Here is a 17,629-nt window from a genome sequence, read left to right on the forward strand (position 1 = left end):
GGTGGACTCCCGCACGCCGGTCGCCATCGTCGGCATGGATGTGTTCTTCCCGGGTGCCAGAGGCCTGGACAGCTACTGGCACAACATCGTCAACGGCGTCGACTCGATCACCGAGGTGCCCGCCAACCGCTGGGACGAGGAGTTCTACGCACCCGACGGGCCCCGGCGCAGCGACCGGATGTACTGCCGGCGCGGCGGATTCGTCGACCAGGACGCCGAGTTCGACCTCACCCGGTTCGGCATCATGCCCACCTCCGTACCGGGGACCGAGCCGGACCAGCTGATCGCGCTGGAGGTCGCCCACGGCTCGCTCGCGGACGCCGGAGGCGACTCCGTACTCCCCACCGACCGGGAGCGCGTCGGGATCGTCCTGGGCCGGGGCGGCTATCTGACGCCCGGCCTCGTCCGGCTCGACCAGCGGGTGCGGACCGCGAACCAGCTCGTGCGTACGCTCCGTGAGGTGGCGCCCGAACTCGGCGAGGACCGGATCGAGGAGGTACGGACGGCCTTCGCCGGACAACTCGGCCCCGAACGGCCGGAGTCGGCGATCGGGCTCGTACCCAACCTGGCCGCCTCGCGGGTCGCCAACCGGCTCGATCTGCGCGGTCCCGCCTACACCGTGGACGCCGCCTGCGCCTCCTCACTGGTGGCGGTGGACCACGCGGTACGTGAACTGGCCACCGGGCGCTGCGACGTGATGCTGGCCGGAGGTGTGCACCACTGCCACGACATCACGTTGTGGAGTGTGTTCAGCCAGCTCGGGGCGTTGTCGCCGAGCGAGCGGATCCGGCCGCTGCACCGGGACGCGGACGGCGTCCTCATCGGTGAGGGCACCGGCGTCGTGGTGCTCAAGCGGCTGGCGGACGCGGAGCGCGACGGCGACCGGATCTATGCCGTGGTGTCCGGGACAGGTGTCGCCGGGGACGGCCGTTCCGCCAGCCTGTTCAACCCCGACCCGGGCGGTCAGGTCCGCGCGGTCCGGCAGGCCTGGCACGCGGCGGGCCTCGACCCGCGCGCGGCCGACGCCATCGGGCTGCTGGAGGCGCACGGCACCGCCACCCCGGCCGGTGACCGGGCCGAACTGACCACGCTGACCGAGGTGTTCGGACCGGCCGCGGGAGAAGACCGGGCTGCCATCGGTTCGGTGAAGTCGATGATCGGCCACACCATGCCGGCCGCCGGTGTCGCCGGACTCATCAAGGCCGCACTCGCCATCCACCACGGTGTGCTGCCCCCGACCCTGCACTGCGACGAGCCGAACCCCGCGCTCGACGCCACCCGGTTCGCCCCGCTCGCGACGGCCCGGCCGTGGGCGAGTCCCGCCACCGGTGTGCCGCGCAGGGCGGGTGTCAACGCCTTCGGCTTCGGCGGCATCAACGCCCATGTCGTCCTGGAACAGCCGGCCACCGCGCCGGTCCCGCGCACCGCGCGTACGGTCGTGACCGAGCCGGAACGGGTGCTGCGGCTCGCGGCGGACCATCCGTCGGAGCTGGCCGCTCTGCTGGCCGCCGACGACGCGGCGGTCCTGGCCGGCGGCCTCGACGAGCGCGCGGACCCGGCCGCGGCCGGCCCTGTCCGCCTGGGCATCGTCGACCCGACCGCGCGCCGGCTGAAGCTGGCACGCAAGGCCGTGGGCAAGGGCGTCGCCTGGCGCGGACGCAGCGATGTGTGGTTCACCCCGAGCCCCCTGCTCGGACCGGGCGGCGGGCGGACCGCGTTCGTCTTCCCCGGACTCGAAGCCGAGTTCGAGGCCCAAGTGGGCGGACTGGCCGAGCGGTTCGGCCTCGCCTGGACGACCGGTGAGGACGCCCGGGTCGGCGATGTGGGGCGGCACGGCGCCGCGGTGTTCCAGCTCGGACGCCTGCTCGACACCGCGCTGCGCAGGCTCGCCGTGGTGCCCGACGCGGTCGCCGGGCACAGTGTGGGGGAGTGGACCGCCATGGCCTGCGGCGGCATCCACGCCGCGGACGAGGTCGACACCTTCCTCGCCGGTTTCGACCCGGACGCGCTGCGCGTGCCCGGCGCGGTGTTCGGCGTTCTCGGCATGCCCGCCGAACAGGTGCTCGCCGAGCTGGCCGACCGTACCGATGTGGTGCTCTCGCACGACAACGCACCGAACCAGTCGATGATCTGCGGTCCGCAGGAAGCCGTCGGCGACCTTGTCCAACGGCTCCGGCAGCGGGGTGTGATCGGGCAGGTGCTGCCGTTCCGCTCCGGATTCCACACCCCGATGCTCGCGCCGTACCTGGCCCCGATCCGGCGGGCCGCCGAGACCTACACGCTGCACCCGCAGAGCACACCGGTGTGGTCGGCGACGACCGCCGCGCTCTACCCCGCCGAACCCGGCGCCGTACGGGAGCTGTTCGTCCGGCACCTGCTCGAACCGGTGCGGTTCCGGCAGCTGATCTCCGCGATGCACGACGCGGGGTACCGCGCGTTCATCCAGCTGGGCGCGGGTCAGCTGGGCTCGCTGATCGACGACACCCTGGCCGGCCAGGACCGGCTGGTGGTCTCCGCGCACTCCACGGCACGGGACAGCCTGGCGCAGCTGCGCCGCGTGGTCACCGCGCTGTGGGTGGACGGCGCGGCGCCCGACGTCGGCCCGCTGCTCGGAAGCACGGCGGATACGGCCGCGACGACCGCCGCCGCGAGCGTCCGGCCGTCGGGTCCGGGGGTACGGCTCGATCTCGGCGGGGCGTTGGTGTCGCTGCCGGAGGAGACCCGGAAGGCTTTCGCCGCGGTCGTGCCCCGGCCGGCCGTTCCCGCCCACGTTCCGGCTCCCGCTGTCGCCGACGGTGGGGCACTGGACCTGCTGGGGCGGGCGGGGAACCGGTTCCCCGTCGCGGCCGAGCTGTCCGCGCTCCTGAACGACACCGCCGCTGTCGCGAACGAACTCATCAACGCCCACGGCGGGGCAAGGGCCGGTGCCGCGCACCGCGCCGTACGCGCGGCGGCCCCGCCGGCACCCGTCCGAGCACCGGCACCTGTCCGAGCACCGGCACCCGCGGTCCCCGCCCGTGCTCCGGGCGAGGTCACCGAGGTGCTGCGCGTGGACGTCGCCGAGATGCCGTACCTCCTCGACCACTGCTTCTTCCGGCAGCGGCCCGGATGGCCCGACGAAGCCGACCGCTGGCCGATCGTGCCCGCCACCACGGTGATCGGGCACCTCATGGAGATCGCCGAACGGGCGGTCCCCGGAATGCGCGCGGTCGCGGTCCACGACGTACGGCTGCTGAAGTGGATCGAGGCCATCCCGGCCGTCGATGTGCTGGTGGTAGTACGGCAGTTGGCTCCCGACCGGGTCGAGGTGAGCCTGACCGGCTTCTCCCGGGCGGTGGTCGAACTGGCGGCCCGTCACACCCCGCCGCCGGACGCCTGGGCGGTCGACCCGGCCGCCGAGCGAGTGCCCGGCATGCGGGCCGAACAGCTCTACAGCGAGCGGTGGATGTTCCACGGCCCGCGTTTCCAGGGCGTCAGCGAACTGACCGCGCTCGGTGACCGGCATGTGCGGGGAATCCTCACCGCGCCGGAGGCCCCTGGCGCTCTGCTGGACAACGTCGGCCAGCTGCTGGGCTACTGGATCATGGCGACGCTCACCGAGCGCACCACCGTCTTCCCCGTAGGGATGGAACGCATCCGCTTCCACGGTCCCGACCCGAGGCCGGGGGAGCGGCTGACCTGCACGATCCGGATCACCGACGTCACCGACACCACGCTCACGGCGGACATGCAACTGGTCAACGGCGGCCGGGTGTGGGCGGAGTTCACCGGCTGGCAGGACCGCCGCTTCGACACCGACCCCACCATCCGCGCGGTGGACCGCTTTCCCGGCGAGAACACACTGTCCGCGCGGCAGCCCCAGGGCTGGACGGCGGTGCACGAGCGCTGGCCGGACCTGGCGACCCGCGAGCTGATCATGCGCAACATGCTCGGTGGCGCCGAACGCGCCCGCTACGGCGAGCTTCCGCCCGTCCGCAGGCGTCAGTGGCTGCTCGGCAGGATCGCCGCCAAGGACGCGGTGCGCGGGTTGTTGTGGCGGGAGGGCGCGGGCGAGATCTACCCGGCCGAGATCGCCGTACGCAACGACGACGAGGGGCGTCCCCTGGTCGAGGGTGTGCACGGGCGCGCGGTGGGCGAGATGACCGTGTCGATCGCCCACCGCCACGAGATGGGTGTCGCCGTCGCCCGGCGTGGACCGTGCGGCATCGACATCGAGGAGATCGCCGAGCGGCCGAGGTCCACCGCCGTGACGGCGTGCGACGCGCCGGAACTGGCCCTGCTCGACCAGCTGGTGGCCGGAACGCCCGGCAGCGGACCGGTCTGGTTCACCCGGTTCTGGACGGCCAAGGAGGCCGTCGCCAAGGCGCGGGGCACCGGTCTGCGCGGTCGTCCGACGGACTTCCGCGTGGTGGCCGCCGACACGGACCGGCTGCGGGTGGAGACCGAGGGCCGGCCGTACGAGGTGAGCGTGCAGGAGTTGGCCAATCCGGACGGTCTGCCCGAGCGGCGGTACATCGTCGCCTGGACCAGCGGCGAGGAGACGACCGGTGACGTGGGTGACTGAGACGCGGGTGACCAAAACGCCAAGAGACTTACGAGCGGCGCGACGACCAGTGACACGGAGACCGGTGACACCGGACCCGGCACCACGACGACAGGAGAGTTCTGATGAGCACTGAGGCGATCGAGTTCACGGCGGCGGAACCCCGCGGGGGCGACGGCGCGGCCGTGCTGGCCGACATCACCGACATGCTGCGGGAGCTGCTGGAGGAGGGCGGTCTCGACGACGTCGAGATCGCCCGGGAGACCACCTTCCACGACGATCTCGAACTGGAGAGCATCGACCTGGTGACGCTCGCCGGCGTGCTGCGCGAGCACTACGGCGACCGGGTCAACCTCGCGCTCTTCATCGCCGATCTCGAACTCGACGAGATCATCGCGCTCACCGTCGGCGAGCTGGTGGACTACGTCGTGGCATCGCTGCGCGCCACCGCCAACGCTGACACCGCTGCCGGTTCCGATACCCGTGGGCAGGTCTGAGCCATGACCAAGATCCGTACCGGCGAGATCACCACCCATGTGCAGCGGCTCCCCGCCGCCGACCGCCCGGCGGACGGCAGCGAGCCGTCGGTCGTGGTGTTCGTGCACGGCCTGCTCACCGACAGCCTGGCCAGCTACTACTTCACGCTCGGCCCCGCTTTCGCCGCGGCCGGCTTCGACGTGATCATGTACGACCTGCGGGGGCACGGACGCAGCGAACGGCCGGACAGCGGCTACCGGCTGGAGTCCTTCGTGGGCGACCTCGTCGGGTTGCTCGACGCACTGGGCGAGACCCGCCGGGTGCATCTGGTCGGCAACTCCTTCGGCGGCACGATCGCGGCCGGAACCGCCGCGTGGCACCCCGACCGGGTCGCCACCGTCACCATGATCGAGTCCGAGCCCCCGGTCGCGGAGTGGACCCGGCACATGGCCGTCGGTCTCGACGACGCCAAGCGCCAGCTCTCCCGCGAGGATGTCATCGGCTGGATCTCGGACAACCACGGCGCGCACACCGCACGGCTCTCCCGGGGCGCGAGCCGTATCCTGCGGACCACCACACTCGCCGAGGACGTCCCCTCCGGCCGTGTCATCGACGACGATCTCTCCGCTCTCGACTGCCCCGTCCTGGCGATCTTCGGCGACGAGTCGGGCCTGAGCGGACAAGTGCCGGACCTCGAAAGCAAGTTGCTCTCGTGCCGCACCGTGGTCCTCGCCGAACAGGGACACTCCGTGCTGGTCGAACGGACCGAAGAGACCCGGGACCTGGTCCTGGAGTGGGTGCGCGAACACACGCTCGTCGAGGCGGTGCGGTGACCCGGTTCCTGCTCGTCGTCCCCCCGCTGGTCGGGCATGTCAACCCGCTCGTCGCGGTGGCGAACGAACTCTCCGGCCGGGGCCACCAGGTGGCGTGGGCGGGTCATGCCGACCAGATCCACCGCCTCGTGGGCGCGGACGCCACGGCGTTCGACTGCACGATGCCCTCAGAGGGACTGAGCAGGCCACCGGGACTGACCGGGCCCGCCGCGTTCCGGTTCCTGTGGGCGGAGTTCTTCGTGCCGCTGGCCGATGCGATGGCGCCGGGCATCGACGCCGCGATCGACGCGTTCCGGCCGGACGTGATCCTCACCGACCAGCACGCCGTGGCGGGCGCGCTCGTCGCCGAACGCCGGGGCATTCCGTACGCCACCTCCGCCACCACCTCGGCCGAACTCATCGACCCACTGGCCGGGATGCCCAAGGTGGGCGCCTGGCTGAGCGAGCTGCTCGGTGACCTGCGCGTACGGATCGGAGACCCGGCGCGGACGGTGGACCCCCGGTTCTCCCCGTACGGTGTCATCGCGTTCACCGGGCGCGAGCTGCTGGGCGACGCCCCGCTGCCGAACGAGCGGGTGCACCTGGTCGGACCGGCCATCGCCGCCCGCGCGGCACACGCGGACTTCCCGTGGGAATGGCTGGACCGCGAGCCCGCCCCCGACCTCGGCACGGTGCTCGTCTCGCTCGGTACGGCCAACGCGGACGCGGGCGGCCGGTTCCTCACCGAGGCGGTCACCGCGCTCGGCCGGCTCGGCGACCGGGTGCGGGGTGTGGTGGTCGACCCCGGCCGCACACTCGCTGAGGCGTCGGTGCCGGTGCCGCCCGGTGTGCTCGTACGCGAGCATGTGCCCCAACTCGACCTGCTGGCACGGGTCGACGCCGTCGTCTGCCACGCGGGACACAACACCGTCTGCGAGTCGCTCTGGCACGGACTGCCGCTCGTACTCGCCCCGATCCGCGACGACCAGCCCATCGTCGCCGGACAGGTGGCCGACGCGGGCGCCGGTGTGCGCGTCCGCTTCAACCGGGTGGACGCCGACCGGCTGGGCGCGGCGATCGAGACCGTACTGGACGAGAACAGCGGGCACCGGGCGGCGGCCGAGGCGCTCGGACGCTCCTTCCGCGCGGCCGGCGGCCATGTGGCCGCTGCCGGGCATCTGGAGCGGATCGCCGCGCGGCACTCGGAGACCCACGCGGACACGGACACGCACACGTATGCGGGCACAGGTACGGACCCGCACGCAGACGCGCACACCGGCACCCGCCCGCACGTGCCCGCGCCCCACTGAACACCTCCTGACGGGACATCTCCCGACCGGACGCCTCCCCCCGACCGGCCATCTCACGATCCGCGACCCCGGGACCTCCCATGACAACGGCTCCACAATCCTCCGAGGGGGCCGAGTCCCCTCCGGCACCCACCTCCGCCCCACTGCGTGTGCTGCTGCGCTACGCCCGTCCGCACCGGGCGGTACTGGTCGCCACCCTGCTGCTGGTCCTGGCGGCCAGCGCCGCCGGGCTGGTGCAGCCACTGGTGGCGCAGCACGTACTCGACGGGCTGAGCGACGGGCGCGGCGTGCTCGGCCCGGTGCTGCTGCTGGGAGCACTGGTCGTCATGGGCGCCGGGCTCACCGGACTCCAGTCGTGGTGGCAGCAGCGGACCTCGGAACGGGTGGTCCGGCAGATCCGCCGTGACCTGGTGTTCCGGCTGATCCGGCTGCGCGTGCCCGAACTGGACCGCCGCCCGCCCGGCGACCTGATCGCCCGGGTCACCTCCGACAGCGCCCTCGTTCAGAGCGCCGCCACGGAAGGGCTGGTGCTGGTCGCCAACGGGTTGCTCAGCATCCTGGGTGCCGTGGTCCTCATGGGCGTGGTGCACCTGGGACTCCTCGGAGTGACCGCCGGGGTGCTGATCGCCGTCGCCCTGGTCATGGTGCTCGTCCTGCCCCGCATCCGGGAGGCGGTGGCGCGCGCCCAGGAGTCGGTCGGCGCGGTGGGCGCCGCGCTGGACCGTACGCTCGGAGCCGCCAGGACCGTCAAGGCCAACGGCGCCGAACACCGGGAGACCGAACGCGCGGGCGAGGCGATCGAGGGCGCGTACCGGGCCGGTCTGGCCGGCGCCCGCTATGTGGCGCTGGTGAAGGTCCTGTCCGGGGTGTCCATCCAGGCGGCGTTCCTCGCCGTACTCGGGGTGGGCGGGGCGCTGGTGGCCGCCGGTGACCTCGACGCGTCCGCCCTGATCGCGTTCCTGCTGTACGTGTTCTACCTGGCGAGCCCGGTCGGCTCGCTGGTGGCCGGACTGAGCATGCTGCAACAGGGGCTCGGCGCGGTCGGCCGTATCGAGCAGGTCAAGCACATGCCGGTCGAGGACGACGTCGACCCGCCGGGACCCGGGGAAACCGTGGCGAGGCCGGAGGAGTCCGTGGGAGCCGAGGGACCGTCTCCGTCCGGCGCGCCACCGGTCGAGTTCAGGGACGTACGGTTCTCCTACCCCGGCCGGGGCCCCGCTCTGCGCGGGATCTCGTACACCGTTCCGGGCGGTACCCAGACCGCGCTGGTCGGACTGTCCGGCGCGGGCAAGACCACGATGTTCGCTCTGCTGCAACGCTTCCACGAACCGTCGGGCGGTCAGATCCGCATCGGCGGCGTGGACATCGCCACCCTGCCCCGGGCGGAGGTGCGCCGGCGCATCGCGTACGTGGAGCAGGAATCGCCCGTCATGGCGGGCACCATCGAGGACAACCTCCGGTACGCGGCGCCCGATGTGTCGCGGGAGGAGATCGAGGAGGTCCTGCGGCAGACCCGTCTCGACACACTGATCGAGCGTCTGCCCGACGGTCTGCGTACCGAGGTGGGAAACCGCGGTGTCACCCTGTCGGGCGGTGAGCGGCAGCGGCTGGCCATCGCGCGTGCCCTGCTGCGCCGGCCGGAGGTGCTGCTGCTGGACGAGGCCACCGCCCAGCTCGACGCGAGCAACGAGCGGGCGCTGCGGGAGGCGGTGGACCAGGCGGCCCGGCGCTGCACGGTGATCCTGATCGCGCACCGGCTGTCCACGGTGACCGGGGCGGACCAGATCGTGGTGCTCGAACACGGCCTCGTGCGTGCGGCGGGACCCCATGCGGAACTGGTGGAGGCGGATGTGCTGTACCGCGAACTCGCCTCCTCCCAGATGCTGGTCAGCGAATCCGGTGAAGGCGTCACGGACATCAGTGGCATCAGTGCTGCCGGTGCCACCGGCGACGCCGGTGACGTGGACGACCTCGGCGAACTCGCCCGGGCACCGCGCTGACACAACGCGCTGCCGGATGGCGTGGCATGAGTGAGGGCGTTCCGCTTTCCCGGCGGAACGCCCTCACTTGTCGATTCTGGCCCCGAATCAGCCGGTCATGGCGTTCAGAGCGGGCAGGTAACCGTCGCGGTGGCCCGCGGCGTTCGGGTGGTAGGACTCGTTGATCTTGTCCCACTCAAGGCTGGTGACCCAGGCGGGGCCGCTGGAGCAGATCGAGTGGGCGTCGAATGCCGACCGCGGGTCGAGGAAGGTGAATCCGGCATCGGCCGCACGGGCGGACATGACGTTCGCCAGCGTGTCCGCCGCCGAATTCATGGCCGCGCGTTCGGCGTCACTCAGGCCGAGTATGCCGCAGGAACCCTGAAGGGTATAAAGCCGGGGATAACCGACGACAATGACTCTCGCCTGGGGTGCGGCGGCACGGACCGCCGCGTAGGTCTGGGTGAGCGCGGGGGACAGGGTGGTCCCCGCGGCCTGCTTCGCGGTCTCGACGCTGTTGATGCAGTCCTGGTCGTCCAGGGTGAGGATGCACTGGGTGAGGATGTCGACGAAGCCGACGTCGTTGCCGCCGACCTGGATCGTCACCAGTGTGGTGTCGGCGGTGAGTTGGGGCACCTGTGAGGCGAGGACCTCGGCGGTGGTCGCGCCGGAGCAGGACGCCTCCACGAAGGCGACCGACGAATGCTGGGCCGCCCACAGTCGCGGGTAGGTCAGCGGGCCCCGGCGGCACGCGTCGCCGGGGTTGTCGTACGTCCGCGTGCCGGGGGCTGTCGCGTAGGAATCCCCCAGGGCCACGTATTTGCCGTCGGCCGCGTGTGCCGACGGCGAAAACGTGGCGGTCAGGAGAAATGCTGAGAGAGCGGCGAAAAGTACCTTGTGTGTGCGCACGGAAAGACTCCTCCAAGGGTGCGGGAATGGGGCACCACTTGAATAGCAGTTCAGCGCGTCACATCGATGCTTCGGTCAATGAATTACTGATGACGTCTCATATTTCATGTGAATGGCGGTGGCCACCAGGCCGTGCGCGGCGATCCAGCGGCCCGAGAAGGCGTCGAGCCGCTGTCCTCCCACGACCGGTCCGGGGACCAGGAGCCGGGCATGAAAGGTCCGTTCTGCCGGATCCATGTCGATCTCCGCCTCGCTGAAGTCGAGTTCGAGTCCGGTGAGGGGATACCACACCTTGAAGACGCTCTCCTTGGCACTGAAGATCAGCCGGTCCCAGCTGACTTCGGGGTGACGCGCCGTCAGGGAGGCGATCCGTGTGCGTTCGGACGGGAGTGTGATGGTTTCCAGCACTCCCTCCGGCAATGGCGCGTTCGGTTCCGCGTCGATGCCGAGCGCCGCCGTCGCGGCGGACTTGGCCACGACGGCGGCGCGGTACCCGTCGCAGTGCGTCATGCTGCCGACAATGCCCTCGGGCCACTGCGGCGCCCCACGCCGGTTGGGCAGGAGCGGTACGGGCGGCTGCCCCAGGCTGCGCAGCGCGCGCCGAGCCAGGATCCGTACGGTCGTGAACTCCCGCTGCCGCTTCGGAACCGCCTTCGCGACCAGGGCCTTCTCCTGCGGGTACATCTCGTCGCCCGACTCCGGGGTGTGTTCGCCGTAGGCCACTTCGGCCGCCACATCGGCGGGCAGTATCCGCTCGATCATCGGGTGCTCCCCGCGGCCGGCTCGGGCAGGATCTGTCGCAGCAGCTGCCGAGGTGGCCGTTTGCGCCATTCGCGCGGATAGCCGATCGACACCTCCTCGAAGCGCACACCGTCGTACGTCGTGACCCGCGGAATGTGCAGATGGCCGTAGACCACGGCGGCGGCCCGGAAGCGTACATGCCAGTCTGCGGTCAGCTCCGTGCCGCACCACTGCGCGAACTCCGGGTAGTACAGCACCCGGGTGGGCTCACGTACCAGCGGCCAGTGGTTGACGAGGACCGTTCGCAGGGACGGGTCGAGGGCGGACAGCCGCCGTTCGGTCTCCGCGACGCGTGCCCGGCACCAGTCGTCCCTGCTCTCGTAGGGGTCCGGGTGGAGGAAGTACTCGTCGGTGCAGACCACACCCGCCTCGGTCGCCACTCGCAGCGACTCCTCCTTCGTGGTGGTACCGGGGGCCCGGAACGTGTAGTCGTAGAGCGTGAACAGGGGAGCGACCGCCACGGGTCCTCCGGCGCCCGTCCATACGGGATAGGGGTCTTCGGGGGTGACGACCCCCAATCCTCGGCACATCTCGACCAGTTGCAGATAGCGCTTCTCGCCGCGCAGCACGCACGGGTCCTGGGGATGGGCCCACAGCTCGTGGTTGCCGGGAGTCCAGATCACCTTGGTGAACCGGTCGCTGAGCAGCCGCAGCGCCCATTCGATGTCATCGAACTTCTCGGCGACATCACCCGCGACGATCAGCCAGTCCTCGTCCGACTCCGGTCGCAGTGTCTCGACCAGCGTGCGGTTCTCGGCGTGGACGACATGCAGATCGCTGACGGCCAGGAGTTTTCCCTCGGGCACAATTCCGTCCTTCTCACTCGGGCTCGAACGCCGGCCCGGCCGGTCCTGCGGTGCGGGACGCGACACGGGTCGGTGCGGTGCGGGTGCGGTGGTGCGGTCGGTGCGGGTGTACGGGGGTGGTGACACGGGGTGCGGTCGCCGACGGCGAGCCGTCCCCGCGGGGGATCAAGGGCAGGCGAGGCGTACGGGCGGGCGTTGTCGCGCTTCCTGTGCGTGGATCAGTTCACTGTGACTGCCTTGCTCGACCGTACGTCCGGATTGCATGACCCCGATGATATCGAGGCCGTGGAAGAGGGACAGGTCAGGTGGTGTGCGACCGCGAACCCGGTCCTGCCCACGAGATGTGGGGCGCGCCGTTGTCCGTTCCGTCGGGCGAACATGGCGCGGCGGGGCCTTCAACTCCATGGAGTGTTCATCTCTGTCGGGCAGGCATGCCACACACGGGCGGTCGGCCACCCGGTAATCGGCGCGGGCACCCTCTCATGTGTGACAGGCGGGCCGGTCCGCCTTGACCCCTCCGGTTCACTCCGGCAAGGATGCGGCGTCATGACGACGTCCACTGAAGAGAGCCTCTGGTCACGGTGCTTCCACCCCGCACCGGACAGCCCGAGACAGGTTTTCTGTTTTCCGCACGCAGGCGGCTCGGCGTCCTTCTACTTTCCGGTCTCCGCCCAACTGTCCTCCGTGGCCGAGGTGTTCTCGGTGCAGTACCCGGGCCGTCAGGACCGGCACGCGGAGAAGAGCCCCGATGACATCGGGGTCATGGCCGACCAGGTCTACGCGGCACTGGGCAGGCGGCTCCACGAGCGTCCGACGACGTTCTTCGGTCACAGCATGGGCGCGACCCTCGCGTTCGAGGTCGCGCGGCGGTTCGAGGCCGACGGCGGTGAGCTCTCGCGTCTGTTCGTCTCGGGCCGGCGTGCGCCGTCGCGTCACCGGGACGAGGCGGTCCATCTGCGCGATGACAAGGGGATCGTCGCGGAGTTGAAGGACATGGCCGCGACGAACGTGGCGCTGCTCGACGACGAGGAGATGCTGCGCATGATCCTGCCGACCGTACGGAGCGACTACCGGGCCATCGAGACCTACCGGTGCGAGCCGGGGGCGATGGTCCGTGCCCCGATCTCCGCGCTGACCGGTGACAGCGACCGGAAGACCTCGCTGGACGAGGCCGAGGACTGGCGTGCGCACACCACGGGAGCGTTCGACCTGAAGGTCTACCCCGGTGGGCACTTCTACCTGAACGCCCAGGCACCCGCCGTGATCGCGCTCCTGCGGAAACACCTGTCGGCGGGCGGTCACTCCCCGGATCACACCTCGGAAGGTCACACCCTGAGCGGCTGAACCCCGGGGCGGCCCGATTCTCCGACAAGGCGGCCGGATTCTCCGACAACCGGACCGACGGTGACTGTGCCACCGTCGGTCCGTCCACCGTCCCGGAGCGGGCGGACACCGGGTACGCCGGCCGCGTGGAGCGGCCAGTGGCCGTACCGCTCAGCTCTGCGGAGCCTGGTAGAGGCCGCGGCCCGCGCGGTGGGCGCGTGAGGTGCCGACCAGACGGTCGAGGGTGCTGCGCACGGCGTTGATGCTGCCGGGCGTCGCGTCACGTCCCAGGGCCGAAGCCACATCGCGGGCGCGGACAGGCGTACTGCCGGACCGGGCCAGGATCTCCAGGATCTGCTCCGTGAGGCCGCCGGCCTGCGTGTCGCCGTCCTGCTGTGCATCGGCGGTCGCCTTGGCGGCGGTCTTCTTGCCGTCCGTGGTCTTCTTGCCGTCCGCCGGCTTGTCCGCGACAGCGGTGGCCGCCTTCTTCGCCGCAGGGGCCTTCGCGGGCTTGGGCGTCGCGGCCTTCTTCGCCGTGGGGGCCTTCGCCTCCTTGGACGCGACGGTCTTGCGGCTCGCGCCCGCCGTGCGCTCCGACCCCGCGGCCGCCTTGGCGGCCTTACGGGCCTTGCCACGTACGGACGGTGCCGTCTCCTCCTCGGTCCGCGGCTGCGGCACGGCCACATCGGCGGACGCGGCCGGGGAGTCCTGCTCCGCGGTGTGACCGGCTTCCTCGGCCGTGGCGGGCTGCGCGGCCGGTACGGCCGGCTCACTCGCGACGCCGGCCTCGGCCTGTGCCCCGGCGTCCGGTGACACCGCGGTTCCCCCCAGGTGTGGGGCGAGGGACAGCGACTGGAGAGCACCCAGTGCGGTGCGTACCGACTCCAGCCGCTCGGTGACGGTGGCCAGTTCCTTCTCAAGTGACTGCTGCTGTGCTTCGAGTTGGGGGAGCTCGCCCTGGAGCAACACGGTGGTCGCTTCGATACTGCTCGGGCTGTCGGATACGGATGTCATGGTGAGTGTCGCCCTTTCATTCCGGGCCACCACTGTTGACCCTGTCGGTGGCCGCTGTACAGCAGACTAGAGTCTGTTGCGTTGTGGCTGGTAACGAGTGGCAACTTCTCTTTGTCGCCACACCACCCCGATTCCGGGGGATTCCGGTGCGCGGTGTGTGATGTGACATGGCGTCAGGAAGCTCCGGCGAGGACCGGTACGAGGTCTGCGACTGCTGGAGAACACCGTCCCGGCCGCCGGTGTGAAGTGACGTCGAGGCATGGTCTGGATCCTCAACTGGCCTATGAATAAAGGCCGTTGATGGCCGTCGGTAGTGTGTGATGCCGCACCGTGAAGCTGGCTTGCGCCCTCCTCCACTGCCCTTCCGCTCCGGACGCGTGGTGATCCGTCCGGGCGGCTGCCCACTCCTGGAGCCGAGGAAGTGGGGCCGATGTCTCACGATGAGATATTCCGGTGACGTCCGGAATACATACGGACATCTGCGCGTAATGGAACTGCCGCTCGAATGACAAGCGGGACTGTTACCGTCGAAGGGCGCGGTCGCCGCTGCCCGCCGGTCCTATGCCTTTACTCTCTGTGACCGGTCGTACAAGGAGGCCTGTGTACGCTCCACGTTTCGCCCGCCTGTTCCGCCGATTCCGTTCCGCCCGTCGTTCCGTGCCGGCCTGGCTCGCGCACCCGCTCGGCTGGCGCTCGGGTCCCATTCCCTGGACCGCCGTGCTGCGCGGTGCCCTGAGCGCCGGGCCGCTGCTGGCTCTGGGGTCCATGACGGGGCAGCCGGGCTTCGGCGTGCTCGCCGGGCTAGGAGCCATGCTCGCCGGTGTCAACGACCGACCGGGCACCCGCCGCACCGGCGTGGTGCACATCGGCCTGCCGGCGGCCGCGGGCTCCCTGGGACTACTGTGCGGCAGTCTGCTCGCGGACTCCGGGAGCCGCTGGGCCGCCGTGCCCGCGCTCTTCGTCGTGGGCTGGCTCTCGGGCGCGCTGAGCGTGGGTGGTCCCGTCTGGTCGGCCGCGTCCATGCAGATGCTGGTCACCGCGGCCATCGGCGCCGGAATGCCGATGCCGGGCCCCGCCTGGCTCAAGGCCCTCTGCTACCTGGGCGGCGCCGGCTGGCTCCTGCTGCTCCGGTTCCTCCTGCGTGCCCCACGGTGGAAGGGCACGTGGCGTGGCGGCGAGCGGGAGGCCGTCGCCGCGGTCTTCGACGCACTCGCCGACGCGCTCCACGCCCTCGGCGGACCGGACGCCGAGGCCGCACGCCGACGGCTGACCGCCGCCCAGCAGCGTGCCGACGAGGCGCTGCGCCTGATGCGGCTGCTGTCCTGGCCGGGGCGGCGCCGCAGCGCCGGCTCCACCCAGGCGGACATGCTCACAGAACGCTTCGGCGCGGCCACCGCGCTGTGCGAAGCCGGTATAGCGCTGCTGTGGGAGGGCAGGCCCCTGCCCCATCAGGTGGCGGAAGGGCCCCGCCGGCTCGCCGCGGCCGTACGGGAGGACTCCACCCCCGGTGCGCTGGCGAGCCCTGCCTCCGACTCGATCCAGCGTGGCGCGTTCGACCATGCCCTGCTGGCCGTCGCGGTGACCTTCGACCGTACGGTCCCGGGCCGCGAGCCGGCCTCGGACCAGGACGATTCGCGCACGACAGCGGTGGCGCCGCCCCAGGTCCGCGAGCGGGACGCGTACCACTCGGGCGCCCGGAAGACGGCGTCCGGCACGGTCCGTACGCCGATGTTCCGCATGCCGGCGTCCCGGCCGTGGCGCGGGCGCCTGTTCGCGCCCGCCCGGCGGGAGTACGGGCTGCGCGTGGCGCTGTGCGTCTCCAGCAGCGCCGCCGTTGCGCTCACCCTGCACCAGGTCCACTGGTACTGGCTCCCGGCCACCGCCGCCTTCCTGGTCAAGCCCGACATGGGACCCCTCTTCTCCCGAGTGGTGAACCGCGTCGCGGGCACCGCCATGGGTGTCCTCGCGTTCACCCTGGCCATGGCGGGCCCCGACGCAACCTGGTGGCTGATCGCGGTGGTCGTGACGGGCGGCGCGCTGATCCCGGTGGCCACGCGCCACTTCGGGTTCCAGACCACGGTGATCACCCTGCTGGTGCTGTCGTTCCTCTATGCGGTGGGTGACACCGCGGCGACCCTGTCCCGGTTGCTGGACACGGCGCTGGCCTGCGGCATCGTGCTGCTCGTCGGCCATCTCCCGCACCTGACGGATCCGGGGATACGGGTCGGCCACCGGTTCGCCGTCGCCCTGCGCTGCACGGAACGGTATCTGCGCCACGTACTCGACACCCCGGCGACGCCCGGCGCCCCCTCGGCGCCTCGCGGAGCGGACGGTCAGGCCATCGCGCTGCGGCACGCCGCGTACCGCGCGCTCGCCGAGGCGCGGGCCGCCGCGGAGACGGCCGGGGCCGAGCTGCCGGGCCCGCGCCGCACGCACCGGCACGACTGGCTCGCCGTGATGGCGCGGGCGGAGCGCATCGTCGACGCCGCCACGGTGTGTGCCGTCCGCGTCGAGCACGGGGTGCCCATGCCCTCGACCGCCGAGGTGCGCGGCGTGACCACGGCGCTGTCCGAAATGGCCGACATCCTGGAGAGCGGCCGCGTCACGGAGACCCTCACCCTGCCCGAGGCCCCGCCGGACTGCCGCTCGCTGCGGGACGTCATGACACATCTGGACGGCATCCGCGCCCTGACGACCGCCGCCTGAGGCGGGAAGCACGTCAAATGAACAAGTTCGATCCGTGCACCTTCGCACGCATGGGGCTCATGTTTGAACGTCCGTTCTGAACCAGCGTTCTGAACGGACGTTCAAACGTGAGGTACGGTGACGTGCATGGGACATCGCGAGCAGTTGATGATCGGGGCCAAGCGCTGCCTGGAGGAGCGGGGATACGCCCGTACCACCTCGCGCGATATCGCGGCGGCGGCCAACGCGCCGCTCGGCACGATCAATTACCACTACGGATCCAAGGAGGGACTGCTCAACGCGGCCCTGCTGGAGTCGGTCATGGAGTGGGGCGAGAAGGTGGTGCCCACCCGTCCGGAAGGGGTGGGACCCGGGGCGGGGCCAGGAGCGGCCTCAGGGGCAGGGGTAGAGGCCGGGGAACGGCCCGGCACCGGGGTCGTGGAGCGGCTTGAGCGGATGTGGTCGCGGATCATCGCGTCCCACACCACGGCGGACCGTCCGATGCTGGTGGCGAGCGTCGAGGCGATGGCACAGGCGCAGCGTTCTCCCGAGATCCGCCGGCAGATCGCCGACGCCTACGAGCGGTCCCGTCCGGAGATGGCGGCCGGCCTGCACGGTATCGACGCCGCGAGCGACGAGGAGACGGCTCGCGCGGTCGGTTCTGTACACATGGCGCTGGTCGCCGGGCTGAGCCAGCAGTGGCTGATCGATCCCGAGCGCGCCCCCTCGGCGCGTGACGTGGCCGCCGGCCTGCGGGCGATCGCCCGCAGCCTCGAGTCCGACGCCTGACCGGGGGAGCGGAAGTGCCGCAGCCGTTTACCCACCTGCATGTCCACACCCAGTACTCGTTGCTGGACGGTGCCGCGCGGTTGGGGGACATGTTCAATGCCTGCAAGGAAATGGGCATGTCGCATATCGCGATGACGGACCATGGGAATCTGCATGGTGCTTACGACTTCTTCCATCAGGC

The 17,629-nt window shown here is 71.2% G+C and carries 13 protein-coding genes; 9 read left to right on the forward strand and 4 right to left on the reverse strand.

The features are described 5' to 3' along the window. Position 1: 1 nt before the first annotated feature. The 5 genes from ACIQD6_RS35270 to ACIQD6_RS35290 all read left to right on the forward strand — a co-directional run bounded on the left by ACIQD6_RS35270 (position 2) and on the right by ACIQD6_RS35290 (position 9,142). On the forward strand, positions 2-4,564 hold the full coding sequence (locus tag ACIQD6_RS35270; protein ID WP_401890886.1) for a beta-ketoacyl synthase N-terminal-like domain-containing protein: 4,563 nt from the start codon (positions 2-4) through the stop codon (positions 4,562-4,564). A 104-nt stretch (positions 4,565-4,668) separates the two neighbouring features. Next, on the forward strand, positions 4,669-5,040 hold the full coding sequence (locus ACIQD6_RS35275) for an acyl carrier protein (RefSeq protein ID WP_401890889.1): 372 nt from the start codon (positions 4,669-4,671) through the stop codon (positions 5,038-5,040). Positions 5,041-5,043: 3 nt separating this feature from the next. Then, positions 5,044-5,853, forward strand: a complete 810-nt coding sequence (locus ACIQD6_RS35280) for an alpha/beta fold hydrolase (RefSeq protein WP_401890891.1) — start codon at positions 5,044-5,046, stop codon at positions 5,851-5,853. Further along, positions 5,850-7,142: a glycosyltransferase gene (locus ACIQD6_RS35285; RefSeq protein ID WP_401890894.1), complete on the forward strand. Its 1,293-nt coding sequence runs from the start codon at positions 5,850-5,852 to the stop codon at positions 7,140-7,142. The genes ACIQD6_RS35280 and ACIQD6_RS35285 overlap by 4 nt, the downstream gene beginning before the upstream one ends. Before the next feature lie 80 nt (positions 7,143-7,222). Continuing rightward, complete coding sequence (locus ACIQD6_RS35290) at positions 7,223-9,142, forward strand: ABC transporter ATP-binding protein (protein ID WP_401890898.1); 1,920 nt, start codon at positions 7,223-7,225, stop codon at positions 9,140-9,142. A gap of 87 nt (positions 9,143-9,229) precedes the next feature. On the opposite strand, the gene ACIQD6_RS35295 is transcribed toward ACIQD6_RS35290, so the two are convergent. The 3 genes from ACIQD6_RS35295 to ACIQD6_RS35305 form a co-directional block, all read right to left on the reverse strand. Then, a complete protein-coding gene (locus ACIQD6_RS35295) occupies positions 9,230-10,030 on the reverse strand; it encodes an SGNH/GDSL hydrolase family protein (protein ID WP_401890900.1) in 801 nt (266 codons plus the stop codon). Between the two features lie 75 nt (positions 10,031-10,105). Continuing rightward, positions 10,106-10,792 carry a 4'-phosphopantetheinyl transferase gene (locus ACIQD6_RS35300; RefSeq protein WP_401890902.1) on the reverse strand — a complete coding sequence of 229 codons (687 nt, stop codon included), beginning with the start codon at positions 10,790-10,792 and terminating at the stop codon, positions 10,106-10,108. Further along, complete coding sequence (locus ACIQD6_RS35305; RefSeq protein WP_401890904.1) at positions 10,789-11,637, reverse strand: metallophosphoesterase family protein; 849 nt, start codon at positions 11,635-11,637, stop codon at positions 10,789-10,791. The genes ACIQD6_RS35300 and ACIQD6_RS35305 overlap by 4 nt, the downstream gene beginning before the upstream one ends. A gap of 546 nt (positions 11,638-12,183) precedes the next feature. On the opposite strand from ACIQD6_RS35305, the gene ACIQD6_RS35310 reads away from it, so the two are divergent. Further along, the gene (locus ACIQD6_RS35310) at positions 12,184-12,981 is read left to right on the forward strand and encodes a thioesterase II family protein (protein ID WP_401890906.1); all 798 of its coding nucleotides are present in this window, start codon (positions 12,184-12,186) and stop codon (positions 12,979-12,981) included. 150 nt (positions 12,982-13,131) lie between these two features. Here the strand turns inward: ACIQD6_RS35310 and ACIQD6_RS35315 are convergent, their stop codons facing one another. After that, positions 13,132-13,974, reverse strand: coding sequence for a hypothetical protein (locus ACIQD6_RS35315; RefSeq protein WP_401890908.1), 843 nt, complete (start codon positions 13,972-13,974; stop codon positions 13,132-13,134). A 600-nt stretch (positions 13,975-14,574) separates the two neighbouring features. Between ACIQD6_RS35315 and ACIQD6_RS35320 the strand changes: the two genes are divergently transcribed. The 3 genes from ACIQD6_RS35320 to ACIQD6_RS35330 all read left to right on the forward strand — a co-directional run. After that, positions 14,575-16,680 (forward strand): FUSC family protein, encoded by a 2,106-nt coding sequence (locus tag ACIQD6_RS35320; RefSeq protein ID WP_401890910.1) that lies wholly within the window; start codon positions 14,575-14,577, stop codon positions 16,678-16,680. A gap of 126 nt (positions 16,681-16,806) precedes the next feature. Further along, entirely contained in the window at positions 16,807-17,448 is a 642-nt protein-coding gene (locus ACIQD6_RS35325) for a TetR/AcrR family transcriptional regulator (RefSeq protein ID WP_401890912.1), read from the forward strand. A 14-nt stretch (positions 17,449-17,462) separates the two neighbouring features. Further along, a partial coding sequence (locus ACIQD6_RS35330) for a PHP domain-containing protein (RefSeq protein WP_401890931.1) occupies positions 17,463-17,629 on the forward strand: 167 nt, incomplete at its 3' end.

This window comes from Streptomyces sp. NPDC088400, assembly GCF_044753355.1.
Classification (GTDB): domain Bacteria; phylum Actinomycetota; class Actinomycetes; order Streptomycetales; family Streptomycetaceae; genus Streptomyces.